Source organism: Brachybacterium huguangmaarense (assembly GCF_025725725.1).
GTDB lineage: Bacteria > Actinomycetota > Actinomycetes > Actinomycetales > Dermabacteraceae > Brachybacterium > Brachybacterium huguangmaarense.
The window spans coordinates 2,081,170-2,105,279 of the sequence record NZ_CP107020.1 but is presented as its reverse complement, the minus strand read 5'-3'; the positions used below and the strand labels follow the sequence as shown (position 1 = coordinate 2,105,279).

Sequence of the window (24,110 nt, the reverse complement as noted above, 5' to 3'; positions counted from 1 at the left end):
TCGCACTACAGTGGGCGGGCGGCCGAGCTCGACGGCGAGCGCGCCGCGGAGGAGGCCGCCCATGGACGAGATCACGACGCTCGGGGACGCCGACGTGCTCGTCGAGCCGCTGTGGCGGGTGCAGGTGCGCCTCACGGACGTCGAGCGCGAGCTGCTCGCGACCTGGCCCGTGCGCCGGCTCGGCTTCATCGCCCATGCCGGGGCGAGCTCGATCGCCACGGAGCAGAGCTCCACGCGTCTCGAGCACTCGCTGGGGCTGCTCGCACTCGTCGTGCACGTCGCCCCCGGCGACCGCACGGCACGGGTCGCGGCGCTCCTGCACGACGTCGGCCACCTTCCCTTTAGCCACACCCTCGGGGGCATCGCGGGGCTCGACCACCACGACCTCGGCGCCCGTCGCATCCGCTCGCTCTCCCCGGTGCTCGCACGCCACGGCCTCGACGCCGAGACGGTCATCGATGTCGTGGACGGGCGTCTCCCGTCGCCGCTGCACGGGCCGGGCCCCGGGATGCGGCTCGACCACCTCGAATCGTTCGTGCGCAGCGGGCGGTCACACGGCCGCACGACGGAGCCGCCTCCGGCCACGCTCGCCCGGCTCCGTCTGCGGGACGGGGCGGTCGACACCGACGCCGACACGGCCGCGGCCCTGACCGAGCTGGTCCTCGCGGAGGCCAGATCCCAGACCTCGCGCGTCAACCTCGTCACGACGGCGGTGATGCGGGACCTGGTCGACCGGCTCCTGCGCGACGAGACCGCCGCGACCCCTCCCGCCAAGCTGGCGGAGATGACCGATCACGACCTGTGGGGCCGTCTGCTCGCCTGCCCCTCCACGCGCGGGGGGCCTCGCGACTGCGCGCCCGGCCGGATCGCTGGACGCTCACGATCCCCGAGAGCCCCGACGCGACGCCGCCGCCCGGCACGATCCCCCTCAAGGTCTGCCGGCTCTATCTCGACCGTCCGCTGACGGACGGCACTCCCGGGCCGCCGCTCGTCCCGGAGGCGCACGGCCTGCCGAGCATGCCCGCCCGCTTCTGGGTGAGCCCGGTCGAGGACATGCCGAGCGGCGCCGCGGGGCAGGTCGGCGACCTGGCCGGACTGCTGCGGGCCCTCGCTCCCTATCGCCCCACCGTCGTCGGCTCTCTCCCCCTGGGCGTGCAGCGCCCCGACAGCGACCTCGACATCGCGTGCGAAGCCGAGGACCTCGACGCCTTCGACGCCCATCTGGCCGCATGCGCCGGCCCTGTCGTCGTGTCCCGGTGGCGGCGCGAGGAGGGGGTGGCGGCGAGCGTCGCCCAGCTGTGCGTGTCGGGCCAGGTGGTCGAGGTCTTCGCCCAGGGCCGCCCGGTCCTCGAGCAGCACGCGTTCCGTCATCTCCTGGTCGAGGGGCAGCTGCTGCAGGTCCACGGCGCTCCCCTGTGCGCGCAGGTCGCCCGGCTCAAGGCCGAGGGCCTCGGCACCGAGGCCGCCTTCGCACGAGCCCTCGGTCTGGAGACCGACGACCCCTATCGGGCACTGCTCGAGCTCGAGGGCCTCGCCGATGCGGATCTGCGCGCGCGCACGTCCGCCTCGCGCCGGCCGGACGAGCTCACGCCGCGCTCTCCAGCGTGAGCAGCGCCGTCTTGGCGTCGAGGCCGCCGATGTAGCCGCCCAGGCCCCCGTCCGTCCGCAGCACGCGATGGCACGGGACCACGACGGGGAGCGGGTTGGTGGCGCACGCCGTGCCCACCGCCCTCACCGCGGCGGGGTTGCCGACGAGCCCGGCGACGTCCTTATACGTCTGCGTGCGGCCGTAGCCGATGCGAGGCAGGTACAGGTGGACGGTCCGCCGGAAGCCCGCCGAGAGCGCGTGGTCGAGCGGCAGGTCGAACTCCCGTCGGTCTCCTGCGAAGTACTCGTCGAGCTCCGCGGCGGCGGCGTCCAACCGGCGCGGCGCGGCGAGCACGCGAGGGCTGACCCGCGCGGCGAGCGCCTCGAGCACGGCGTCGAAGCCCTCGCGCTCGAAGGCGATCCGCACGAGGCCCTTCTCGGTGGCCGCGAGCAGCAGGGGCCCCAGCGGCGTGTCGACGGTGCGGTAGGCGACGTCGAGCACGGCGTCCTGCTCGGCCGCCGCGGCGAGTCGCGAGCGCAGGGAGTCGAGCTCGTCCTCGCCGACCGGGAACAGGTCCCGCGCGCCGACGGCGCCGACGGGGGTCGGGGATCCGGGCGTCGTGGTGTGCCCGGCGCGGGTGTGGTCGTGGTTCGTGATGTCGTTCATCGCTGTGTCCCCTTCGTGTGCTCGCTCGTGTCGTAGGTCGTGCGCAACCTCGCGACGCCGTCGGCGGCCGCGCGGCGCACGGAGGCGGCGCTCCCGCCGATCAGGGCCGCGGTCTCGGTGTGCGGGAGGCCGCCGAGATAGTGGTAGGCGACGGCGAGACGCTGCCGGGTCGGGAGCGCGGCGACCGCGCGCCAGAGCCCCTGGTCGTCCCCGGGCACGCCGAGGGAGGAGGGCCGGTCGGGCAGCTCCTCGGTCGGCAGGGCGCGGCGGTCGCGGGCGCGGGTCACGTCGATCGCCTTGCGGTGCGCGACCCGCACGAGCCAGGCCTCGAGGTTGGTCTCTTCGGGCAGATCGGGCCATGCGCGGAGGGCGGCCAGGAAGGTCTCGGACCAGGCGTCGTCGGCGTCGGGCCCCGGTCCGAGGACGGCGCGGCACACGCGCAGCACGGTCGCGCCATGCGTCGTCACGGCCTGGTCGAAGGGGTGTCTCATCGTCACACACGGTAGACGCGCGAGCACGGCGGTCTGTGAGGTCGTCCGGGCATAGCGTGTCTGTGCGGGGCACGGGCCGACCGGCAGCGGGCCCGCGGGAGAGGAGACCCCATGCGGATCGGGATCGTCGGAGCGGGCATCGGCGGCCTCGTGGCCGCGGCGGGGCTCGAGGCCGACGGACACCGGGTCACGGTCTACGAACGGCGCGAGGAGCCCGCCGCCGTGGGCGCCGGGCTCACCCTCTTCGCCAACGCCTTCGCCGCGCTCGACGCGGTCGGGCTCGGAGAGACCGTGCGCGCCGTCAGCAGCGACGCCGTGGGCCGGCTCAGCTCGGGGCAGCGCCGCCCCTCGGGCCGCTGGCTCCTCTCCCTCCCGCCGTCGGACACGCCCTCGATCCGCAGCCTGTTCCGCTCGGACCTGCACCGGGCCCTGCTCGACCGGCTCGGCCCGGGCGTGGTGCGCGCAGAGGCGGGCGCCGAGGTCACCCGGGACGGGCGCCCCGTGCTCGAGGTCGACGGCCACGAGGAGCGCCACGACCTGGTCATCGCGGCCGACGGCCTGCGCAGCCGGGCTCGCGCCCGCTGGGGGCTGGACCGCGGTCTGCGCGCGGCCGGCTACACCGCGTGGCGCGGCGTGACGGCCTCGCGCGGACACCTCGCCGACGAGGCCGGTGAGACCTGGGGAGCGGGAGTCCGCTTCGGGATCGTGCCGCTGCCCGACGACCGCGTGTACTGGTTCGCGACCCGCTCGACCCGCCCGGTCGCCGCGGGGCGACGGGAGGCGGACGCCGACCCGCGCACGGCCGTGCTGGAGCAGGTCGGCACGTGGCACGCGCCGATCCGCGAGCTCGTCGAGGCGACTCCCGCGGACGTCGTCCTGCGCCATGACATCGAGGATCTCGCCGCTCTCCCCCGCTCCTTCGTGCGCCACCGGGGTGTGCTGCTCGGCGATGCGGCGCACGCCATGACGCCCGACCTGGGGCAGGGAGCAGGACAGGCGATCGAGGATGCCGCGACGCTCACGATCCTGCTGCGGGGCGCGGGTCTCGCGGACCTCGACGCCGTGCTGCGTCGCTACGACGCGATCCGGCGGCCGCGCGCCCGGGCCCTGTGGCGCGCGTCCCACCTCGCCGGCCACGTCGCGCAGGCCTCCGGCCCCGTGAGCGTCCCCATGCGCGACCTCGCGCTGCGTGCCGTGCCCGCCGCCCTGTTCTCGCGCGCAGTGACCCGCGGGAGCGCCTGGCATCCGCCGCGGCGGTGAGGCGGGAGGCCGCGCACGAGCTGGGACAATGCGGCCATGCGGGCGAACGTCGAGCGGTGGGAGCGGCGCCAGGTGCCGCTGTACCTCGCCGCGCTCGTGCTCGGCGCCGTCGTCGGCGTCCTGATGCCCGGCGTGGCCCGCCCGGCCGAGCTCGCCATCACCCCGGTGCTCGGGCTGCTGCTCTACGTCACCTTCCTCGGCGTGCCGCTCGACCGCCTCAGGCGGGCCGTGCGGGACGGGCGGTTCCTCCTGACCCTGCTCGTGGTGAACGTCGGCGTCGTGCCGCTCGTGGCGTTCGCGCTGTCGCGGCTCGTCGCCCATGATCCGGCGCTCGAGGTCGGGCTGCTCCTCGTGCTGCTCGCGCCGTGCGTCGACTACGTCATCGTGTTCACCGGCCTCGCGGGCGGGGCCCAGGACCGGCTGCTGGCCGCGGCGCCCGTGCTCATGCTCGTCCAGCTCGTGTCCGTGCCGGTCGGCCTCCGGCTGATCGTCGGGCCGGGCGTCGTCGCCGACGTCGACCTCGCCCCCTTCGCCCGGGCGTTCCTCCTGCTCCTGGTCGTGCCGCTGGTCGCGGCCGCTCTGACCCGGGCGCTCGCCCGCCGCACCCGCGCGGGACGGCTCGTGCGGGACGGGATGCCGGCGACGATGGTGCCGCTCATGATGCTCACCCTCGCCGCGGTGGTCGCCTCCCAGATCGCGGGCGTGGAGCGGCGGCTCGGATCGCTGCTGCCAGTGATCGGGGCCTGCGCCCTGTTCGCCGCGATCATGCTGGTGCTCGGCGTGGCCGCCGGGCGCGTGGCCCGGCTCGACGTCCCGGCGCGGCGCGCGCTCGCCCTGAGCGGGATGACGCGCAACTCCCTCGTCGTGCTGCCGCTGGCCCTCGCGCTCCCCGCGCACCTCGACCTCGCGCCGCTCGTGGTCGTCACCCAGACCCTCGTCGAGCTGCTCGTGATGGTCGCCGCCGTCCGTCTCGTGCCGTGGATGATCCCGCTCAGAGAGCGAAGGCCGAGGGCGGGTCGAGCGTGATGAAGTCGGTCGGGTGCGTGACCGGGGCCGAGAGCAGCCCGGTGGCCGCATCGATCAGGAAGTATCCGACAGTGAGCCACGAGCCCCGGGCGGTGCCGTCCTCGACCTGGGCCTCGAAGTTCGCGCAGATGCCCAGCACCATGCCGCCGAGGAGGCGCGCCCGGCCCCGCAGCACGCTGTCCGGGATGTCCCGCAGCTCGTCGAGCGACGCGGTCAGCACCTCCTCGAGCTGATCCGAGCGCACCGTGCTCGCCTCGAGGGACTCGGCGCCCGAGGGGATGGACGAGACCTGGAAGAGGAAGCGCGCCCGCCAGCTCGGGACGGGCAGGGACTCGAGATGCTCGGTCCACGGAAGGATGTGGGCGGCGACGACGTCGCCCAGCCCTGGCCTCTCCGGCAGCGCCTCCACGAGCTCGGCGCGACGCCGGTTCATGTCGTCGCGCCCGCGGGCGAGGAGCGCCTGCAGGAGCCCCTCGCGCCCGCCGAAGTGGTACGCGACGGCCGAGTGGTTCGCGCTCCCGGCATGCTCGGCGATGCTCCGGTTCGACACGACGTCGATGCCGTGACGGGCGAACAGCTCCTCGGCGGAGTCCAGCAGCGCCTCGCGGGCGCGGTCGCCGTGCTGTCCCATCGTCTCCCCTGTCCGTGCGCGCGGCGCGGCGGGCCCGTCCGTGCGGCGCCACGACCCTATCGCCCGTGAGCACGTGGGATCACTCACGATCGGAAAGTAAGTCACGTGGCGTAAGCTCGCCGGGTCGACGAGACCGAGACGGAAGCAGAAGCCCCACCGTGACCCAGACAGCCCCTCAGCAGACGGAGGCGCCGGCGGACGGCGCCGCTCCCGGACCGGACGTCCCCGACGACGAGGCGGCCAAGCGCGCCCGGGCCGAGACGATCGGCCGCTACGTCGCGATGTTCGTGATGCCGCTGCTCATGATCGGCATGATGATCTGGGGCTACCTGTACGCGATGCACGCGCCCACCCCGCATCACATGCCGATCGCGGTGGCCGGGCAGAGTGCCTCGGACGTCGCCGCCGCCCTCGGGTCCGCCGACGGGGACGCCGTCGACGCCGAGGTCGTGGGCAGCGCGGACGACGCACGGCAGCGCGTCCTCGACCGTGACGTCGCCGGCGCCCTCGTCGTCGACGGCACCGACGCGACCCTCTACACGGCGAGCTCGGCGGGCGCCTCCCAGGCCACCGTCGTGGCCCAGCTCGTCGAGCCGTTCGCGGCCGGCTCCGGCATGACCGTGGACGCCCAGGACCTCGCGCCGCTCCCGGCCAACGACCCCGCCGGCCTGGGCGCGATGTTCATGGCCACCGCGCTCGTAATGGCCGGCTACCTGCCCCTCAGCATCACCCTGTCCAACGCGCCCCAGCTGCTCCTGCGCAAGCAGCGCGCCATCCCGCTCCTGGTCGGCTGGGCGGCCCTGATCGCGCTGCTGGTCTGGATCGTCACCGGGCCGATCCTGGGCGTGGTGACGTCCGAGCACGCGTGGGCGGTGCTGGGCATCGCGTGGCTGGGCGTATTCGCGATCGGCTCGGTGCAGCTGTTCTTCACCCGTGTCTTCGGGCCGATGGCCGTGCTCGCCGCGATGCTCCTGCTCATGGTGCTCGGGGTGCCCTCGTCCAACATGAGCATCTCCATCTACACGGCACCGCGCTTCTACACGGTCCTGCACTCCTTCCTGCCGACCCCGGCCATCGGCGAGTCGCTGCGCTCGGTGCTGTACTTCGACGGCAAGGGAGCGGGGCCGCACCTGCTGGTGCTCGTGATCGGCGCCGTGGCAGGTCTCGCGCTCACGTTCGTGTACGACGCGGTCAAGCGCCACCGGGGCACGCATCCCACGTCGGTCGTCCTGACCATGCCGTCGCTGCACGGGGGCCCGCGGCCCGCGAGCCGGTTCTGGCGCTACGCCACGCTGCTGTTCTTCCCGCTCGCGATGGTCACGCTGATGATCTCGGCGATGCTCGGCGCGATGCACTCCCCCACGCCGCGTGACATGCCCGTGACCGTGGTCGGCGCGAACCAGGAGCAGGCGCGGCAGACCGCGGCCTCGCTCGAGAAGGCCATGCCCGGCATGTTCGACCTGAGCGTCTCGGTGACCGAGGTCGAGGCACGCGACCGGGTGGCCGATCGCGACATCGCGGGCGCGTTCGTGCTGCCGTCCGCGGAGCATCCGCAGGCGACGGTCATCACCAACCAGGCCGCGGGGACCAGCACCGCGCAGACGATCGACCGCGCCTTCACCCAGATCGCCCAGGCCCAGCAGCTCGACGTGGCCACCGACGACGTCGCACCGCTGCCCTCGCACGACACGATGGGCACCGTCAGCATGTACGTCGAGATGGGCTGGCTCATGGCCGGCTTCATGATCATCGTGGTCGGCGCCAATGCCGCGCCGGCCAGCCGCCCCCTGCCCAAGCTGCTGCCGATCGTCGACGGCTACGCGGTCTTCATGTCCGCCGTCATCTGGCTGATCGCCGGCCCGATCACCGGCGCGGTCGAGGGCCACGGCTGGCAGCTCTTCGGCACCGGCGCGATCGCGATCTTCTGCGTGGCGATGTTCGCGACCGTGCTCGAACGCCTGCTCGGCATGCTGGCGATCCTGCCCATCGTCGGCATCCTCATGTTCCTCGGGATCCCCTCGTCCGGGGGTGCGCTCTCGATCTACATGGAGCCGGTGCTCTTCCGCGGTCTGCACGAGGTGCTGCCCATGGCGGCAGGCGTGGAGGCGGTGCGCTCGATCCTCTACTTCGGCTCGGACACGCTCGGACCGTGCATCCTCACCTCCGCCGCCTGGGGCGCCGTCTCGCTCGTGGTGGTGGCGATCATCGACCGCTTCAAGCCCGTGCGCACCGTGACGGAGCGTCACGTCGTGACCATCCGCGGCCGGCACGCCGCGTGAGGGCACGCTCGGCGCATGCTCACTCGGCGGTGTCGGGCAGCTTCCCGTAGGAGGGCGCGGCGGGCGCCTCGGGCAGATGGTCGACGGCGTTGACCTCGTGGGTGCGCCAGGTGCCGCGCTCCTCCTCGACGAGGCGGGTGATCGAACCGTGCAGCGGCGCGACCTCGGCGGCGTCGGGGGCGAGGAGTCGCAGGACGGCCCCGACGGTCGCGCCGTGGCCGTAGAACGCGGCGCGCGTCCAGTCCCGGGCCAGCCAGTCCTCCAGGGCGGCGGAGGTCCGTTCCAGGACGGACTCCTGGGTCTCCGGGAAGGACGGGAAGGGGGCGAGCGTCGCGAGGGCGGGGTCGATGCGCACGCGCTCGCCGAAACGGGCCCGGTAGTCGGCCAGATCGATCCCGCTGAAGGCGGCGAGGGGCTCGAAGAGGAAGTGCTCGGACAGCCGGGCGTCGGCGGTGCCCGTCGCGTCGGCGAGCTCGAGGTAGGCGGCCGCGGTCTGGGCGGCGCGCAGGAACGGGCTCGTGACGACCACCTGCGGCGCGACGTCGAGGACGCGGCGCGCGGCGGCGGCCGCCTGCGCCTCTCCGCGCGGGGTGAGCGGCGGGTTCGAGGGGTCGGCGACCTCTCGTGCGCCGTCCGGCGGGACCGTGTTGTACGCCTCGCCGTGGCGGACGAGGACGAGCTCGCGTGGCATGCAGGGGCCGCCTTCCCGAGGTCGATGCCGGCACCGGGGTCGATGCCGCGCCTCAACCTATCGCCCTGCGTCGGTCGCCGACGGGGCGGCGCCGGGGCGGCGTGTGGTCGAGCGCACCCGGCCTCCGCTCCTGGCCCCGTGCCCGCGTGCGCTAGCGCCGTGCGACGTGCCCCGGGGGCCGACGGCCTCGGTCTGCTCCCCCACGGCGGCGCCCCTCCTCTCCCTCTCCCCTGCCCCAGGAGTCTCCGCATGCCCGTGGCGCCCGCCTCCGCCGACCGCGTCCGTCACCGCGCCGAGCCCTCGGTGCTGACCGCCCTGCGGACACCTCGCCTCCTGGTCCGGGAGGTGCTCGCGGGTCTCGTGGTCGCCGTCGCCCTGATCCCGGAGGCGATCTCCTTCTCGATCATCGCCGGCGTCGACCCGGCGGTCGGCCTGTTCTCCTCGTTCCTCATGGCCGTGACGATCGCGATCGTGGGCGGCCGACCCGCCATGATCTCGGCGGCGACGGGCGCGGTCGCGCTCGTCATCGCGCCCGTCGCGCGCGAGCACGGGATGGACTACTTCCTCGCGACGGTCCTGCTCGCGGGCCTCTTCCAGATCGTGCTCGCGCTGTGCGGCGTGGCCAGGCTGATGCGCTTCATCCCGCGCAGCGTCATGGTCGGCTTCGTCAACGCCCTCGCGATCCTCATCCTCACCGCGCAGCTCGCCCAGCTCCTCGACGTGCCGTGGGCGGTCTACCCGCCCGTGGCGGTCGCCCTCGCGATCCTCGTGCTCCTCCCCCGGATCACGACGGCGGTCCCGGCGCCGCTCGTGGCGATCGTCGTGCTCACCGTCGCCGTGGCCGCCCTGTCGATCGACGTGCCCACCGTGGGCGACCAGGGGGAGCTCTCGCACAGCCTGCCGAGCCTGGTCGTGCCCCATGTGCCCCTGACCGTCGAGACCCTGCGGATCATCGCGCCGTACGCGCTCGCGATGGCGCTCGTCGGCCTCATGGAGACCCTGATGACGGCCAAGCTCGTCGACGAGGTCACCGACACCCGCTCGGACAAGACCCGCGAGTCCTGGGGACAGGGGATCGCCAACCTGGTCTCGGGCCTGTTCGGCGGCATGGGCGGCTGCGCGATGATCGGTCAGACCATGATCAACGTGCGCGTCTCCGGCGCCCGGACCCGCATCTCCACGTTCCTCGCGGGCCTCTTCCTGCTCGTGCTCGTGGTGGTCCTGGGCGATGTCGTCGGCACGATCCCGATGGCGGTCCTGGTCGCCGTGATGGTGATGGTGTGCGTCGGCACCTTCGACTGGCACTCGATCCGCCCCTCGACCCTGCGGCGCATGCCCCGGAGCGAGACCACCGTGATGGTCGCGACCGTGGTCGTGGTCGTCGCGACCCACAACCTCGCGATCGGCGTGGTCGTGGGCGTGCTCGTCGCGTGCGTCCTGTTCGTGCGCCGCGTCGCCCACGTGGTCCGGGTCGAGCGCACGGTCGACGACGCGCGCCGCGTGGCCCGGTACACGGTCACCGGCGAGCTGTTCTTCGCCTCGAGCAACGACCTGACCACGCAGTTCGAGTACGCGACGGACCCCGATCGGGTCGTGATCGACATGGCGGCGGCGCACGTCTGGGACGCCTCGACGGTGGCCGCGCTCGACGCGATCGTCACCCGGTACGAGCGGCACGGCACCGTCGTCGAGCTGGTCGGCATGAACGAGCCCACCACGTCGCTGCACGCGCGGCTGTCGACCGCGGCGCAGTAGGCACCGGGCCTCACGGTATCCCGGGATCGTGCGATCGGCGGTCCCGCCACCGACTGCCCGGTCCGCGCCGTTGACGCACCCCGGTGTGCGCGCGTGAGACTGGGGCCATGAACTCCACACGGCGCATCCTCATCACCGGTGCCACGGGCGGCGTGGGCGCCACGCTCGTCGAGGGCCTCCAGGACGAGTACGAGATCATCCAGCATGGGCGCACGGCCAGGACGCCCGAGCAGGAGAAGGTGCTGCGCAAGGCGGACCTGACCGAGTACGACTCGATCCTGCCGCTCATGGACGGCGTGGACACCGTCGTGCATCTGGCCGGCGCCGCCTCGCCCGAATCAGAGTGGGACTCGGTGCTGAGCGCCAACATCATCGGGCTGCGCAACGTGCTCGAGGCGGCGCGCGAGGCCGGGGTCCGGCGCTTCGTCTACGCGTCCTCGAACCACGCGATGGGCATGTACGACCGCCATGAGCAGTGGCCCGTCTACCCGCATCAGATCCCCAGCGGGGACTCGCTGTACGGGGTCTCGAAGATCTTCGGGGAGGCGCTCGGACGCTACTACCACGAGCAGTACGGGATCGACTTCATCGCGCTGCGCATCGGGTGGATGTCCGGCGATCCCCTGGAAGCGGACGCCGAGCTGCTCCATGCGATGTGGCTGTCGAAGGGCGACACCGTGCGGGTGGTGCGGGCCGCGATCGAGGCCGAGGTGACGTTCGGCCTGTACTACGCGATCTCGGACAACCCCAACCGGCGCTGGGACCTCACCAACACGATGCTCGAGCTCGGATACCGCCCGCAGGACGCGTGGACGGACGAGCCCGGCGCGACCGAGCACGTCGTCGAGGGCGGCGAGGACGTCCCGGACACGTGGCCCGAGGGGTCCTGAGGCCGGGCCCGACAGGGCTCGGAACAACAGCGCTCACTCGAACAGGGCTCATTCGAGCGGGACGACCTCGAACTCGAGCATGCCCTCGGCGCGCGAGACCGTCTGCTCAGGGTCGCGCGGCCGGCGCTTGGCGCGCCACGCCTCGAAGCTCGCCTCGTCGGCCCAGCGGGTGATGACGAAGTAGTGGTCCGCCCCCGCCACCGGGCGCAGCAGCTCGAAGCCCTCGAACCCCGGTTCGGAGTCCACCGAGTGCCGGCGCTCGGCGAAGCGCCGCTCGAGCTCGGCGGCGTTGTCGCCCTTGATGGCGAGACGGTTGATCTTGACGACGGCCATCGACGGCCCCTCCTGCGACGCGGCGGACGGTGCGGACGCGACCACCCTAGGCGGGCGTCCGCACCGCTCCGGGGCCGGAAGTCCTGGCCGTCAGGTCACATGCGCGACCAGCCCGGCGTGGACGGGCCGATCGTGGGCCGCCAGCCGGTCTCGGACATGAAGCGCACCGAGGAGACGCGCAGGCTACGCCGCTGCACCTCGAGGCGGGTCCCGACGATCGCCTGGGTGATCTCGGGGATGAACTTGGCGGGCCCCTTGGCCTTGGCCTCGCGGCCGAGGTCCTTGGCCCAGCGCTCGCGGGTGATGGGCTCGCCGCCGACGTTGTAGAACCCCGAGCCCGCGCGCAGCGCCGACACGAAGGCGCGCCCGGCGTCGCGGTGGTGGAGCAGGGTGATGTAGTTCTCCGGCTTGCCGAGCAGGACGGCCTTGCGGTCGCGGGTGGCCTGGAGCGTGTGGGTCGTCTGCGGGTCGCGGCCGAAGAGCTGGCCGAGCCGCAGGATCACCGCGCTGCGCCCCTCGGTCGCGAAGTCGACGGCCGCGCGCATCTCCCGCACACGCGGGCGGAAGGCGCGGTCGCGCACGGCGAGCGGCTCGTCCTCGCCGATCCACTCCGAGCCGTTGTCCGGGTAGAGGAAGACGGTGGACTCCTGGATCAGGCGGCGCACGCCGGCCCGGGCGGCGGCCTGCGCGATCGCGGCGGAGGCCTCGAGGTGCAACTTGTCGTCCTCGCGCCAGGCGAGCGGGCGCATGGCCGTCATGTCGACCGGGACGTGGGCGAGGGTGTTGATCACGACGTCGTGGGCGCGGAAGGTGCGGGCGAGGTCGTCGGCGTCGAACACGTCGGCCACGACGGCGCGGGCCCCGCGTCCCTCGATGATCGGAATCCCGCGGTCTCGGCGCGTGACTCCCGTGACCTCATGGCCGGCGCCCACGAGAGCGGCGACAGCCTCCTGTCCCAGCACACCGGTGGCGCCCGTGACCGCGATCCTCACCATCGTCCTCCTGTCCGCAGCGGCTCCGACGCGCCAGGAACCGGGATGATCGCGCGGCGGATGTCCGGTGTCCGAGTCTAGGCGATCCGGCCTGGCTGTCAGGTGTCTCACAGGTGGCCGGACGGATTTCACGCTGGTCCAGGTCAGGTGTATAGTCCTTACCCGTTGGCGCCATTAGCTCAGTTGGTTAGAGCAGCTGACTCTTAATCAGCGGGTCCGGGGTTCGAGTCCCTGATGGCGCACCCGATGCAGAAGCCCCACCGGTGCTCCGGTGGGGCTTCTTCGCGTCACCGAACAACCCGAGACCGCAGAACAGGTCGCCAACCGACACCTCGAAGTAGTCCGCTACGGCCTCCACCTCGCTGGCCTTCCACGCGGCGTCGCCCTTGATCTTGGCGAAGATCGTCGCGCGACTTGTGCCGACGACTGGCGCCAAGTCAGCGTTTCGCACTCCCCTGCCGGCCGCCAACGCCCGAACCGCAGCGGAAATACGTTCGTCCGCCGACACACCCTGCTCGACTGCATAGTCCATGTTCTCGGTCATGGGTCAAGTCTACTTACACCGAGACTCAGAGTGCCAGACCCAAATCGCTTCAGGCCTTGTAACGTCCAGCTTTCTGGACTAGAGTCTGCCGCATGAGATCCAAGCGACCCGACGCCGAGGCATGATTGCGCGCCCACGGCCACGCAGGCCTATGGCACTGGGCGATGGACCAGCGACGTTCAGTCGGGCCTCCCAACTGGGACGAACTCGCCTCCCGCCTCGGTGAAGTGACTGATGGAGCCGTGCGCGTCAAGGGCGACATGCTCCGGAAGTGGCTGATCTCTGCTGAGCTGGAGCGCACCGCACGGGCAGACCAATGACGGCCGGATCCGGCAACTCACGCTCGGCCGATCGCATCCGATTCCATGAGGTGCTCGAGGGTCTAGGCACATCACCGGAGGGCTGGGACAGCGAAGCCGGTAGCGCGTTCGTGGATCTCATGAGCAGGGTCTTAGAACGCAAGGCGCAGTGGCTCGGTACCGAGGTCGGAACGTGCGCGGTCATGGTCGCTCCCGAGGACGTGACCTCGGAGGCGGTGCTGGTGGTCGATGGACCGCCGGACGTGCCGCTGGCGCAGAACATCGCGCGGATCCTCGACATGGACAACCCTCTCGGGTACGTCATCAGTGCCGTCTCCTTGAACCTGTCGCGCTCGGTGCTGTCGGAGCGGATGGGCGTGGACTCGCGCCAGATCTCCTCCGGGTCGCGGCCGGTCAAGCGTTTCGGAGAGCTGAAACCCGACGGCGAGAGCATGGCTGCACGATCGGACCTCCGCTCCCCGTGGGCATCGGCCGAGGCTGAGGGTGGACTGCTGCACGGAGAGGTGTCAGTTGCGGTTAGGCCGCCAGGGTGACGGTCGGGTTCATGATGGTCTCGTATTCGATGGGGGTCAACCGGCCCAGGCGGGCCTGCCGCCGGCGCCGGTGGTAGGTCCGTTCGATCCAGGTGATGACCGCGATGCGCAGCTCATCGCGGGTTCGCCAGCGGCGGCGGTCCAGGACGTTCTTCTGCAGCAGCGCGAAGAAGGACTCCATCGCTGCGTTATCACCCGCGGCCCAGCACGCACTGGTGGCACGAAGTTCGTGACCAGGTCTCGCGAAGCGACGGAGTGCACGACGACATGGATCTGTCGTTCCAGGTGCGCCCAGGTGAATATGTGCGCCTGGAGTGGTCGGTGGGGGTGGCGATGTCGCCACGGGCGATACGACCCGGTCGTGGCGGACTGCTGCGCTGGGCCCGTGCAGTGCGCACACTGCGCCGCAACTGGCGTCCACAGAAACCTTGGGAGCGATGGGCGTCGCGACTGACGTTCCCGCGCGTGCCACCGCCAGTTGATACCGCACCGAAGGGGGAGTGATGAGCGGTCGTGACGGCTCCCACCGGGCCCGGGAGCTAGTTCTGATACCGGTGCGCTGGTCGGGGCTGGCCCTCGCCGCAGGTCTCGCGGCGCACGGGATGTGGGTGGAGTCTGCGGTGGCGATGCTGGTGGCGCTAGCTCAGGTGGTGGGCTGGCGCTGGCGGTTGCCGCAGCCGTGGGAGGTAGCCACTTCAACGGTCTGCATGATCGCCGCGATCAGTTCGTTTCTGTTGCTCTACGAGCGGATCCCCTGGTGGGACGTCCCGATGCACTTCGCCCTCACCGGCCTGTTGGCCGTGCTGGTAACTCGCGTGGCCTGCTCGACCTCGCCCTCGGGGGCAGAGGTGGTCGTCACCGGGATCGTGCTGGCAGTTGTCTGGGAGCTCATGGAACTGGCCGGCGGGCGGTGGGTCGACTCCTCGGTGGACGTTGCACCGTCGGACACCGCCCTCGACCTCGTAGCGGCTTTGGCCGGCACTGTCGCGGCGGCGCTGCTGTGGCGCCGACGCGACGGCGCCAGACCGTGAACGATCTATTCATCCCTGCGAGCGATCCTCACCGGTGAAGGCTGGCGGCAGAGGCCATCGCTGAATCGTCCCACCACCATCAGAAATCGGTCAGCGTCTTGGCGAGTTAACGCGATGGAGAAGGTTCCGCGCCCTCGGCTTGCGGTTATTTCGTATTCGCTGGCTTACTCGGATATCAAGAACGCCCTTGTCATCCGGTTGCTTGCGGGCCCCCGCCTTACACGGAGATCACAGCTCGGTGGTGCCGCTCTCGCCGCCCGGCTTGTTCTCGGTAACCTTCGCCTTGACCATCGCGGCTAGCACCGCAGGCGTGCCTCCCGGCACGCCCAAGAATTGCGCGGAGTCACTGTTGACCCGGATTAGACCCAGCCTAGGCGTCGACGGTGCCATCCCACAACTCCTCCGTCTTCGCGCGGTCATTGATGAACTCGATTGTCCCGGAGACAGAGAGTCACGACCCCGATCCGGAGAAGGCCAAGTTCACCGCGGGGTTCGCCCTCAATGCGTCGGCATGGTCGCTCTCGAGGTCAACGAACAACCACACGTCAGCGTCATCGGAGACCTCCTGGATCGTCATTGGGTGGGCAACGAGCTTGCCGGCGGCCGTGTTCGTGGTGAGCATGACGATGCGCCCGGAACGCATGATCTCCACGACTGAATCGGTCCAGGTTCGCTGCCGCTACTTTGCGGGTTCGGGCTCGCGGGTGAGGGCCTCGTAGTGGAGCGTCTCGAACTCTATCGGGGTGAGCATCCCCAGCGTCCCGTGGAGGCGCCTGTTGTTATACCAGTCGACCCAGCCGGCCGTCGCGAACTCGACGTCCGAGAGGGTCCGGAACGCTCCAGGATTGAAGACGGTCGTGCGGATGCATTCGGTCTTGAACAGGCCGTCCACCGTCTCCATGAGCGCGTTATCGTGGGCGTCGCCGACGGTGCCGATCGAGGGCACGATGCCCTCGAGCGCGAGATGCTCGGTCGGCCGAATCGCTGTGTATTGAGATCCGGCGTCGCTGTGGTGGATCAAATCCCCTCATGAGACGGGGTTGCCGTCGCGTTCTCGTTGCCAGAGCGCGATCCGCAGCGGCGTCATGACCAGGTCGACCTTCTTCGACGTTGAGGCGTGCCAGCCCACGATACGCTGGGCGAAGACGTCCACGACGAACGCGACGTAGACGAACCCCGCCCAGGTGCGGACGTAGGTGAAGTCGGTGACCCACACCCGGTTCGGCGCGGGGGCGGTGAAGTCGCGGTTCAGCAGATCGTCAGCGCGTTTCCCGTCGGGATCAGGGACGGTGGTGCGCAGCTTCTTCGCCCGCCGCACACCCTCCAGGCCTAAGCTCCGCATGGCCCGGTCCACCGCCCCGCGAGAGGTGCCGGCGAGGCCTTCCTGACGTCGGAGCAGGGCGACCCACTTCCGCCGCCCATACAGGCCCTCCGGCGTCATCTGGATCTGCCCGGTGACCTGATTGACCGTCCAGGCGAAGTCGCGGATTTTGTCCTCTACCAGGTCATCTGTGAGGGTGCGCTCAGCGATGTGGGCTGGACGCTTCCAGGCCCGATAGGTCCGCGCAGCGATCCTCAAGCCCTGCTGGCGCAGGACGCGAAGGATCGGCTCGACTGCGTAGCCCTCGGCAGACTCTTCGCTCGTGACACCCGGACGAGTCCCGTCGTCGACATCGGCCTGCGCCAGCCAACGTCGCACGGACTCCTTCGAGACGCCTTCTTGTCGGGCGACCGCGACCACTGCGGCGAACTGGGAGGGGTACTCCTGCTGGTGCTCTCGCACGAGCCGCACGCACCTCGCGCGCAGCTGGGGATCGATCTTCTTCGGCATGCTGTCCATCCTTCCGGACTCAAACAGCAGCGGCATCAAACCTGGGCCGGTTCATTCGCGAACATGTCGAGCACGTACCGGCGCGCACCGACGAAGGTGCCCGAGTAGGTCGGCTCGACGCCAGACGCGATCGCGAGTGCTCCTTCGCCCTCGTGGAGCAGTGGCGAGGACTGGCCACCCGCTACGAAATCTCTTTCTCCAGCTCAGGAATACGTGCGGCGTCATCGGTCGTCGCGTAGTAGGTGGACGGGGCGATCTGCGCGTCGGTGCCCTTCAGCACCGTGCAGATCGGCTTGATGCCGTGCCGATCCTTGTGCTTGTCGATGAAAGCGACTCAAGAGACATGTCCTAGAGGACGACGCCGAGCCTCGTTCAGGACGGGATCAGCAGCTCCGTTCTGGATTGGCACGTGCGGTGAATCGGCTCCACAGCCGCGGCCACGGCTGTGGAGCCGATCGGGGCCGCACCCCGATGTCAATCGACGCTGATGCTCTAGGAGGTCTCGCCGGGCAGCTTATACGCGATCACGTCGACGTTCTGGATGCTCGGTTCGGTGCTGAACAGATCTGCTCCATGCGCAGCAAGTGCCTGACCGACACCACCCGAGAGGTGGGTCTGGCGGGCCTCGTCGTCGGGGAACACGTCGAAGATCCCGAAGGTCGATGCGTCGAACTGCAGGGCGAACCAGGCCTGCGTCCCCTCCTCCTGCTCGACGATGGGACGGGCGCTGCGGAGGAAGTCCGCGACGTCCTGCTCCTTCCCCGGCTTGGCGTGAACGACGACCAACAATGCAACGTTGACCATGTTTTCCTCACTTCTCCTGGCTGAACAGCTCGACCATCGCGGCGTTGAAGGCCGGGAGATCCTCGGGCGAGCGGCTGGTGATCAGGTTCCCGTCGCGCGCCACCTCTTCGTCGACGACGTTCGCTCCGGCATTGCGCAGGTCGGTGCGGATGCTCGGGTACGAGGTCAGCGTCCGACCCTTCGCGACACCGGCCTCGACCAGCGTCCACGGTCCGTGGCAGATCGCGGCGACCGGCTTGTCGGCGACCATGATGTCGCGCACGAATCCGACGGCGTCGGCGTCCATGCGCAGCTGATCGGGGTTGACCGTGCCGCCGGGAAGCAGCAGGGCGTCGTACTCGTCGGTCGAGGCGGACTTCACCAGGGCGTCGACCGAGAACGTTCCGGCCTCGTCCAGGTCGTTCTCGCGGGCCTTGATCTCGCCATCGTGCAGCGAGAGCAGCACGGTCGTGGCCCCGGCGTCCTGAAGCGCCTGTCGCGGCTGCTCGAGCTCCACGCGCTCGACGCCGTCCGCGGCCAGGATCGCGATCCGCTTGCCATGCAATTCGTCTGCCATGTTCTGCTCCGTTCTGCGAGAGATGACGGCTCGCCCGTGGGGGCGAGCCGCACGCCGTCCGTACCGGGCGGCGTGGTTCGGGTGCAGGACGACTCGGGTGCAGTCGTCGTTGCGCTCATCGAGGTACCGGCAGGTGGTGGCTGCCGATTCTCGGGCCGGGTGGTGGGGGGCGGAGAAGAAGCTTCGGCCCCGAGGTCGTCGCTGAGGTTCCGCCATCGACGGTGGGGCTTCTTCACCGGGGCCTGGCCGAATGTGGGCGTCTGGCCCGTCAGCCAGTGTAGACCTCGTACGTCAGCGACGGGGCGCCCGTGGCCACCTCATCCGGGACGCCGGGACGCCGGGACGCCGGAGCACGAAGACGTCGACGACGCCGCAGGACGTCCGGTCAGCGTCGTTCGAGGGTCGCCGATCAGGCGACGCAGCCTGTTCGTCCGATGCGCTCCCTGCGACGAGGTCATCGACCCCGTCGCAGCCGTCCGACGCTCACGTCCGCGAGGCGGCCTCCCGGAGCGCGGCCTCAAGGTACGGTGCCGATGCACCGGCTCCGGACGAGGCGACCTGCGCGGGGGTGCCTGAGGCGACCACAGTGCCGCCGTCGTCTCCCGCGCCGGGTCCGAGGTCGACGACGTGGTCGGCTGCGGCGACCACGCGCATGTCGAGCTCGACCGCGACGACGGTGTTGCCTGCTTCTACGAGGGTCTGTAGATGAGCCACGAGCCGGTCGGAGTCGGCGCAGTGCAGTCCCGAGGTCGGCTCGTCGAGTACGTAGAGAGTGTCCCCGCGCTGGGATCGCTGGAGCTCGGTTGCGAGCTTGACGCGCTGCGCCTCACCACCAGAGAGCTCGGTCGCCGGCTGCCCGAGACGCAAGTAGCCCAGGCCCACGTCGATCAGTGCCGTGAGCGAGCGCATGATGTCGAACTCGCCGTCGAAGAACTCGTGCGCCTCCTCGACGCTCATGGCGAGGATCTCCGCGATGTTCCGGCCACGCCAGAGGATCTCCAAAGTGCTGGACTGGTAGCGGGTTCCGTGGCAGTCGGGGCACTCGGTGTAGACCGAGGGGAGGAAGAGCAGTTCCACCATGACCGACCCCTCGCCCTCGCAGGTGGGGCAGCGGCCGCCGGTGACGTTGAAGGAGAATCGGCCCGGCTTATAACCTCGCGCGCGAGCCTCGGGCGTCTCGGCGAACCTCCGCCTCACGTGGTCGAACAGGCCGGTGTAGGTGGCGACGTTCGAGCGCGGGGTGCGGCCGATGGGCTTCTGATCAATGCTCACGACGCGGCGCACCCCAGAGAGGTCTCCCTGGACCGTTCCCTCGAGCTCCTCGGGCTCGTCCGACAGCAACAGCTCGTCCCCCTCGGCGGCCGCAGCGTCGTCCGCCTGGACAGCCCGCCCCAATCGCTCCCCGAGCAGCGCAGGCAGTGCCTGGCTGACCAGGCTCGACTTGCCCGATCCGGAGACTCCGGTAACGGCGGTGAATGCCCCGAGCGGAAGGGGGATCGACACGTCGCGCAGGTTGTTGCGCGTGACGTGCTCGAGCTGCAGCCATCCCTCTGGCTCCCGCGGGGGTCGGTGAGGCAGGCCACTGCCCCCGAAGACATACCCGCGAGTCACGGACTCCTCCACCGCGGCGAGTCCCTCGGTGGGACCGCTGTAGACGACGCGGCCGCCGCGCTCGCCCGCGCCGGGACCGATGTCGACCAGCCAGTCCGCGTGCCGCATCACGTCCACCGAATGCTCTACGACGAACAGGCTGTTGCCTCGGCGCTTGAGCCCGTCGAGGATGCCGAGCAGCGCGCTGACGTCCTGCGGATGAAGCCCTGCGGAAGGCTCATCGAGCACGTAGACCACACCGAACAGTTCGGAGGTCAGCTGGGTCGCGAGCCTCAGCCGCTGCAGCTCGCCGCCGGAGAGGGTGGGTGTGGTGCGGCCCAGGGAGAGATACCCCAGACCGAGGTCGATGATGGGCCGCAGCCTGTTGACGAGTTCTGCGCCCAGGCGCGCTGTCGCGGCCAGCTTCTCCACCGAGTGGTTCGGCGTCCTGCGCACGTCGGGGGCTGCCTCATGGGCTGATCCGCCAGCGTCGACGCGCTGCTGCACAGCGTCGCGTCGGGCTGCCTCGTCCAGTGCCTGACCGGCAGTCTCGGTCCCGTCGAGATCGCCGCTGGCCCGCGCGACTGCCTCCTCGATCAACGTCGAGAGCTCCGCGAGGGGCAGATCGGAGAGATCAGCGACATCGAGGCCCTCGAAGGTCACCGACAGAGCCTCCGGCTTCAGCCGCTTGCCGTGGCAGGCAGGGCAGGGCGCGGCCGTGAGGAACTGTGCCACGCGCCGCTTCATCGACCCGCTCTTGGTGTTCGCGAACGTGTCGAGCACGTACCGGCGCGCACCGACGAAGGTGCCCGAGTAGCTCGGCTCGACGCCAGCCGCGATCGCGGCCCTGGCCTCGGCGAGCGTCAGGCGCGAGTGGACCGGGACGTACGGCGTCTCGTCCGTGTAGAGGATCCAGTCCCGATCCTCCTTCGGCAGATCCTTCCAGGGCACATCGACGTCGTAGCCGAGCGCGACGAGGACATCGCGCAGCTGATGACCGTGCCAGGCCGTCGGCCAGGAGGCGATGGCCCGCTCGCGGATCGTCAATGAAGGGTCCGGCACCATCATGTCCTCGGTGACCTCGTACACCCGGCCGATGCCGTGGCACTCCGGGCATGCGCCCTGCACGGTGTTGGCGGAGAAGTCCTCGGCGTAGAGCATCGGCTGATCATCGGGGTAGTGTCCGGCCCGGGAGTAGAGCATGCGCACCAGCGAGGAGAGCGTGGTGATGCTGCCCACCGAGGACCGCGCGCTGCGGCCCCCGCGCTGCTGCTGAAGAGCGACGGCCGGCGGCATACCCGTGATGGAGTCGACGTCCGGGACGCCTGCCTGGTCGATCAGGCGACGAGCGTAGGGAGCGACGGACTCGAGGTAACGGCGCTGGGACTCCGCGAACAGGGTTCCGAAGGCCAGGGAGGACTTTCCCGAGCCAGAGACGCCGGTGAACACCACCAGAGCGTCGCGGGGGACCGCCAGGTCGATGTCCTGGAGGTTGTGCTCGCGAGCGCCGAGAACACGCACGTCAGGCTGGACGGGTGAGGAGTCCGACGATGAGGGCCTGCGTGCTTCGACCATGCCGGCGAGACTAGCAATACGTTCCACCGATCGGTCGGAGCATGGCCCGGTCCTCCACGGTCCACCTGCCCGTGGTGCCTATCGCCGCAGCCAGGGCGGGCACCTCGGTGGACGGCGAAATTCCTCCTCGCCTAAGCTCGACGAGAGCCGAGGTCGCGGGCGACGGGCATCCAAATGACCGTGGCACTTCCGCGACCGGGCCATCCACAACTGGAGGAGATCGTCATGGCAAGCAGCAACCGCGCCGTCGTGTTCCAGAACGTCAAGGACATGCGCGTCGAAACCCTCGACTTCCCGAAGCTCGAGATGCCGAACGGCAAGAGCGCCCCGCACGGCGTCATCCTCAAGATCGTCGCCACCAATATCTGCGGCTCCGACCTGCACATCTACCGCGGTTCCTTCCCCGTGCCCCAGGGCATGGTGATGGGGCACGAGATGACCGGCGAGGTCGTCGAGGTCGGCTCCGACGTCGAGTTCCTCTCCGAAGGCGACCTGGTCTCGGTCCCCTTCAACGTCGCCTGCGGCCGATGCCGCAACTGCCGCGCCCGCCACACCGAGGTGTGCGAGACCGTGAACCCCGACGCGTCCTGCGGCGCCTACGGGTTCAACCTGGGTGATTTCCAGGGCGGGCAGGCGGAGTACCTGTTCGTCCCCTACGCCGACTTCCAGCTGCTCCGCTTCCCGGACAAGGACCAGGCCATGGAGAAGATCCGTGACCTCGCCCTTCTCTCGGACATCCTGCCCACCGCGTTCCACGGCCTCATGGAGGCCGGGGCGAAGCCCGGCTCGACCGTCTACATCGCCGGCGCCGGACCTGTGGGACGCTGCGGCGCCGCGGCGGCCCGTCTCCTGGGCGCTTCCTGCATCATCGTCGGTGACTACCATCAGGACCGGCTGGACCTGGTGAAGAACAACGGCTGCGAGACCATCGATCTCAACCAGGACGTGCCGCTGACCGATCAGATCGAGGCCATCCTCGGCGAACCCATGGTGGACTGCGCCGTCGACTACGTCGGCAGCGAAGCCCACGGGATCGGCCGCGAGGCCGAGGACATGAACCCGGCCCACGCCATCAACCAGGTCATGGACGCCACCCGCGCAGGCGGTGCCACCGGCATCGTCGGCGTCTACGGCCCCGACCCGCTGGCCTCCTCCAAGGCCGAGCAGGAGGGAACCTTCTCGCTCGACTTCGGCAAGGCGTGGATCAAGTCGCCTCGGATCTCCGGCGGCCAGGCCCCGATCATGCACTACAACCGTGAGCTGATGATGTCGATCCTGTGGGACCGCATGCCCTACCTCAGCGACATGCTCAACACCAAGGTCATCAGCCTCGACGAGGCCCCCGACGCCTACGCGACGTTCGACACCGGTGCCTCGGAGAAGTTCATCATCGACCCGCATGGCATGATCCCCGCCTGATTTCGCGCCGTCGTCCCCGGCCCCCGACCATCGCCTCAGCGGCGGTCGCGGGCCGGCTCTCTGCACGGATCGGTTCTCGATGCCGATCCGGGCGAGGGCCGGCGTCGTACTCCGGTAGTCCAGACCGGTATGCAAGAGCACACCAGCACGGACCAGCGAGCAGGGGCGTGATCATGGGACAGGAGAGCACCTCGCTGCCGCGCCTAACGTCCTTCTCGACTCGGAACGCCCCACGGGGCGACGAGGTTGAAGCGCCCTGGGTTTCGTTCCGAGTCTCAGCAAGGAGAATCGGAGTATGCCCAAGAAGTTCAGTCCCGAGCTGCGTGACCGCGCTGTGCGGATGGTCTACGAGCGCCAGGCCCGCGAGGGAGGCCCGCGCGCAGAGTCGATCCGGGCCATCGCACCCCAACTCGGTGTCGGCCTGGAGACCCTGCGGATCTGGTGCAACCGCTACGGCCCCACCGAACCAGTCACCGGCAGCGGCGAGTCACTCGAGGAGGAGAACCGGCGCTTGCGCCGCGGGGTGCGGAAGATGCATCACGCGATGCGGCGCGCTGGCTGGGATGTGGGCCGTGACCAGGTCGCCCGGCTCATGCGAGGAGCTGGCCTTCAGGGGGTACGGCGTGCCGAGGCCAGCACCTTGAGCATCGTGATCGGCCCTGCACGCACGTAGTCGACGACCGCAAGAGGCAGGATGCCGAGCCGCTCCCGCGGCGCGTCGACGGCCAGCCGCCATGCGCTCTGCCAGACCGCAGGATGAGCGGGGTCACGCGACGGAGACGCGAGGACGACCCGACGGACGAGGCCCGGATGCCGTACCGCGAGTTCGCCGACCACGTGGCATCCCAACGAATGACCGACGACGTCGGCCCGGTGGAGGCCGACCTGCCTCATCCACTGTGCGAGTCCGTCAGCGAGATCGGCCATGGTCGCCGGCTCCTTGGCATCCTGGCTGCGGCCCACGCCGGGGAGGTCGGGGGCGAAGACGCGTCGCATGGCGCCGAGACGGGCGAGAGTGGGGCGCAGGTACCGGCTCGACAGCGCCAGCCCATGCACGACGACGACCGGTGCTCTCGAACCGGCGGAGGTCCCGCCCTCCACGGCGAAGGTGCTCACTCCGGCGACCTCATCACGGCGACCGTGCAGGGGCGGGCTCACGTCGGCCCCCGCGAGGAGATCCTCAGGGCGTCGGGCGCCCCTCACGGCGCCTCGACCTCGCGGCATCGGCGGCTGCGGCCATGTCGGACCGACATCTCGTCCATCGTCCCCGTCGCTCTCGACCAGTCGTGTTCGTCGCAGAGGGAG

At 70.4% G+C, this 24,110-nt stretch carries 22 protein-coding genes, 1 tRNA gene and 4 pseudogenes; 12 read left to right on the top strand and 15 right to left on the bottom strand.

The annotated features are described in order from the left end of the window. The first annotated feature begins 61 nt into the window (after window positions 1-61). Both BRM3_RS09595 and BRM3_RS09590 read left to right on the top strand, forming a co-directional pair. Window positions 62-964: an HD domain-containing protein gene (locus BRM3_RS09595; RefSeq protein WP_263593105.1), complete on the top strand. Its 903-nt coding sequence runs from the start codon at window positions 62-64 to the stop codon at window positions 962-964. Window positions 965-1,017: 53 nt separating this feature from the next. Beyond that, window positions 1,018-1,608 (top strand): DUF4269 domain-containing protein, encoded by a 591-nt coding sequence (locus tag BRM3_RS09590; protein ID WP_263593104.1) that lies wholly within the window; start codon window positions 1,018-1,020, stop codon window positions 1,606-1,608. Here the strand turns inward: BRM3_RS09590 and BRM3_RS09585 are convergent. Together BRM3_RS09585 and BRM3_RS09580 are read right to left on the bottom strand one after the other, a co-directional pair. Then, on the bottom strand, window positions 1,586-2,254 hold the full coding sequence (locus BRM3_RS09585; protein WP_263593103.1) for a methylated-DNA--[protein]-cysteine S-methyltransferase: 669 nt from the start codon (window positions 2,252-2,254) through the stop codon (window positions 1,586-1,588). The genes BRM3_RS09590 and BRM3_RS09585 overlap by 23 nt on opposite strands. After that, entirely contained in the window at window positions 2,251-2,745 is a 495-nt protein-coding gene (locus BRM3_RS09580; RefSeq protein ID WP_263593102.1) for an RNA polymerase sigma factor, read from the bottom strand. Before BRM3_RS09580 ends, BRM3_RS09585 begins: the two co-directional genes overlap by 4 nt. 111 nt (window positions 2,746-2,856) lie before the next feature. Here BRM3_RS09580 and BRM3_RS09575 point away from each other — a divergent pair, with 111 nt between their 5' ends. Together BRM3_RS09575 and BRM3_RS09570 are read left to right on the top strand one after the other, a co-directional pair. Continuing rightward, window positions 2,857-4,005, top strand: coding sequence for an FAD-dependent monooxygenase (locus BRM3_RS09575; RefSeq protein ID WP_263593101.1), 1,149 nt, complete (start codon window positions 2,857-2,859; stop codon window positions 4,003-4,005). Window positions 4,006-4,041: 36 nt separating this feature from the next. After that, a complete protein-coding gene (locus BRM3_RS09570) occupies window positions 4,042-5,031 on the top strand; it encodes a bile acid:sodium symporter (RefSeq protein WP_263593100.1) in 990 nt (329 codons plus the stop codon). Here BRM3_RS09570 and BRM3_RS09565 read toward each other — a convergent pair. Beyond that, window positions 4,997-5,662: a TetR/AcrR family transcriptional regulator gene (locus tag BRM3_RS09565; protein WP_263593099.1), complete on the bottom strand. Its 666-nt coding sequence runs from the start codon at window positions 5,660-5,662 to the stop codon at window positions 4,997-4,999. The two genes, BRM3_RS09570 and BRM3_RS09565, sit on opposite strands and share 35 nt — an antisense overlap. Window positions 5,663-5,820: 158 nt before the next feature. Here BRM3_RS09565 and BRM3_RS09560 point away from each other — a divergent pair, with 158 nt between their 5' ends. Then, window positions 5,821-7,941, top strand: coding sequence for an ABC transporter permease (locus BRM3_RS09560; RefSeq protein WP_263593098.1), 2,121 nt, complete (start codon window positions 5,821-5,823; stop codon window positions 7,939-7,941). A 19-nt stretch (window positions 7,942-7,960) separates the two neighbouring features. Here the strand turns inward: BRM3_RS09560 and BRM3_RS09555 are convergent, their stop codons facing one another. Continuing rightward, on the bottom strand, window positions 7,961-8,632 hold the full coding sequence (locus tag BRM3_RS09555) for a histidine phosphatase family protein (protein WP_263593097.1): 672 nt from the start codon (window positions 8,630-8,632) through the stop codon (window positions 7,961-7,963). A 249-nt stretch (window positions 8,633-8,881) separates the two neighbouring features. Here BRM3_RS09555 and BRM3_RS09550 point away from each other — a divergent pair, with 249 nt between their 5' ends. Beyond that, window positions 8,882-10,387 carry a SulP family inorganic anion transporter gene (locus tag BRM3_RS09550; RefSeq protein ID WP_263593096.1) on the top strand — a complete coding sequence of 502 codons (1,506 nt, stop codon included), beginning with the start codon at window positions 8,882-8,884 and terminating at the stop codon, window positions 10,385-10,387. 107 nt (window positions 10,388-10,494) lie between these two features. Then, window positions 10,495-11,277 (top strand): NAD-dependent epimerase/dehydratase family protein, encoded by a 783-nt coding sequence (locus BRM3_RS09545; protein WP_263593095.1) that lies wholly within the window; start codon window positions 10,495-10,497, stop codon window positions 11,275-11,277. 48 nt (window positions 11,278-11,325) lie between these two features. Here the strand turns inward: BRM3_RS09545 and BRM3_RS09540 are convergent, their stop codons facing one another. Together BRM3_RS09540 and BRM3_RS09535 are read right to left on the bottom strand one after the other, a co-directional pair. Next, window positions 11,326-11,610, bottom strand: coding sequence for an antibiotic biosynthesis monooxygenase family protein (locus BRM3_RS09540; protein ID WP_263593094.1), 285 nt, complete (start codon window positions 11,608-11,610; stop codon window positions 11,326-11,328). 95 nt (window positions 11,611-11,705) lie between these two features. Then, a complete protein-coding gene (locus BRM3_RS09535; RefSeq protein ID WP_263593093.1) occupies window positions 11,706-12,605 on the bottom strand; it encodes an NAD-dependent epimerase/dehydratase family protein in 900 nt (299 codons plus the stop codon). A 165-nt stretch (window positions 12,606-12,770) separates the two neighbouring features. On the opposite strand from BRM3_RS09535, the gene BRM3_RS09530 reads away from it, so the two are divergent. Next, window positions 12,771-12,844 (top strand) — tRNA-Lys (locus tag BRM3_RS09530). 128 nt (window positions 12,845-12,972) lie between these two features. Here the strand turns inward: BRM3_RS09530 and BRM3_RS15150 are convergent. Continuing rightward, a pseudogene (locus tag BRM3_RS15150) lies at window positions 12,973-13,134 on the bottom strand (hypothetical protein); the annotation flags it as partial. A gap of 382 nt (window positions 13,135-13,516) precedes the next feature. Here BRM3_RS15150 and BRM3_RS09525 point away from each other — a divergent pair. Further along, window positions 13,517-13,999: a hypothetical protein gene (locus BRM3_RS09525; RefSeq protein WP_263593092.1), complete on the top strand. Its 483-nt coding sequence runs from the start codon at window positions 13,517-13,519 to the stop codon at window positions 13,997-13,999. Here BRM3_RS09525 and BRM3_RS09520 read toward each other — a convergent pair. Then, window positions 13,983-14,201 (bottom strand): annotated as a pseudogene (locus tag BRM3_RS09520) (IS3 family transposase); the annotation flags it as partial. The gene BRM3_RS09525 and the pseudogene BRM3_RS09520 overlap by 17 nt on opposite strands. 301 nt (window positions 14,202-14,502) lie before the next feature. Between BRM3_RS09520 and BRM3_RS09515 the strand changes: the two are divergent. Beyond that, complete coding sequence (locus BRM3_RS09515; RefSeq protein WP_263593091.1) at window positions 14,503-15,030, top strand: hypothetical protein; 528 nt, start codon at window positions 14,503-14,505, stop codon at window positions 15,028-15,030. 228 nt (window positions 15,031-15,258) lie between these two features. On the opposite strand, the gene BRM3_RS09510 is transcribed toward BRM3_RS09515, so the two are convergent. From BRM3_RS09510 to BRM3_RS09485, 6 genes and pseudogenes are all read right to left on the bottom strand, one after another. Further along, the gene (locus BRM3_RS09510) at window positions 15,259-15,420 is read right to left on the bottom strand and encodes a pyridoxamine 5'-phosphate oxidase family protein (RefSeq protein ID WP_263593090.1); all 162 of its coding nucleotides are present in this window, start codon (window positions 15,418-15,420) and stop codon (window positions 15,259-15,261) included. 61 nt (window positions 15,421-15,481) lie between these two features. Then, window positions 15,482-15,673: a pyridoxamine 5'-phosphate oxidase family protein gene (locus BRM3_RS09505; protein ID WP_263595437.1), complete on the bottom strand. Its 192-nt coding sequence runs from the start codon at window positions 15,671-15,673 to the stop codon at window positions 15,482-15,484. A 36-nt stretch (window positions 15,674-15,709) separates the two neighbouring features. Further along, window positions 15,710-16,861, bottom strand: a pseudogene (locus BRM3_RS09500) (IS3 family transposase). A gap of 492 nt (window positions 16,862-17,353) precedes the next feature. Next, window positions 17,354-17,665, bottom strand: a complete 312-nt coding sequence (locus tag BRM3_RS09495) for a putative quinol monooxygenase (protein ID WP_263593089.1) — start codon at window positions 17,663-17,665, stop codon at window positions 17,354-17,356. Between the two features lie 7 nt (window positions 17,666-17,672). Continuing rightward, complete coding sequence (locus BRM3_RS09490; RefSeq protein WP_263593088.1) at window positions 17,673-18,221, bottom strand: type 1 glutamine amidotransferase domain-containing protein; 549 nt, start codon at window positions 18,219-18,221, stop codon at window positions 17,673-17,675. A gap of 483 nt (window positions 18,222-18,704) precedes the next feature. Beyond that, window positions 18,705-21,386, bottom strand: a complete 2,682-nt coding sequence (locus BRM3_RS09485; RefSeq protein ID WP_263593087.1) for an excinuclease ABC subunit UvrA — start codon at window positions 21,384-21,386, stop codon at window positions 18,705-18,707. 225 nt (window positions 21,387-21,611) lie between these two features. On the opposite strand from BRM3_RS09485, the gene BRM3_RS09480 reads away from it, so the two are divergent. Continuing rightward, on the top strand, window positions 21,612-22,805 hold the full coding sequence (locus BRM3_RS09480) for an alcohol dehydrogenase catalytic domain-containing protein (protein ID WP_263593086.1): 1,194 nt from the start codon (window positions 21,612-21,614) through the stop codon (window positions 22,803-22,805). Between the two features lie 520 nt (window positions 22,806-23,325). Beyond that, a pseudogene (locus BRM3_RS15145) lies at window positions 23,326-23,451 on the top strand (IS3 family transposase); the annotation flags it as partial. On the opposite strand, the gene BRM3_RS09470 reads toward BRM3_RS15145, so the two are convergent. Then, window positions 23,415-24,029 (bottom strand): alpha/beta fold hydrolase, encoded by a 615-nt coding sequence (locus BRM3_RS09470; protein ID WP_396126895.1) that lies wholly within the window; start codon window positions 24,027-24,029, stop codon window positions 23,415-23,417. The pseudogene BRM3_RS15145 and the gene BRM3_RS09470 overlap by 37 nt on opposite strands. Window positions 24,030-24,110 lie beyond the last annotated feature (81 nt).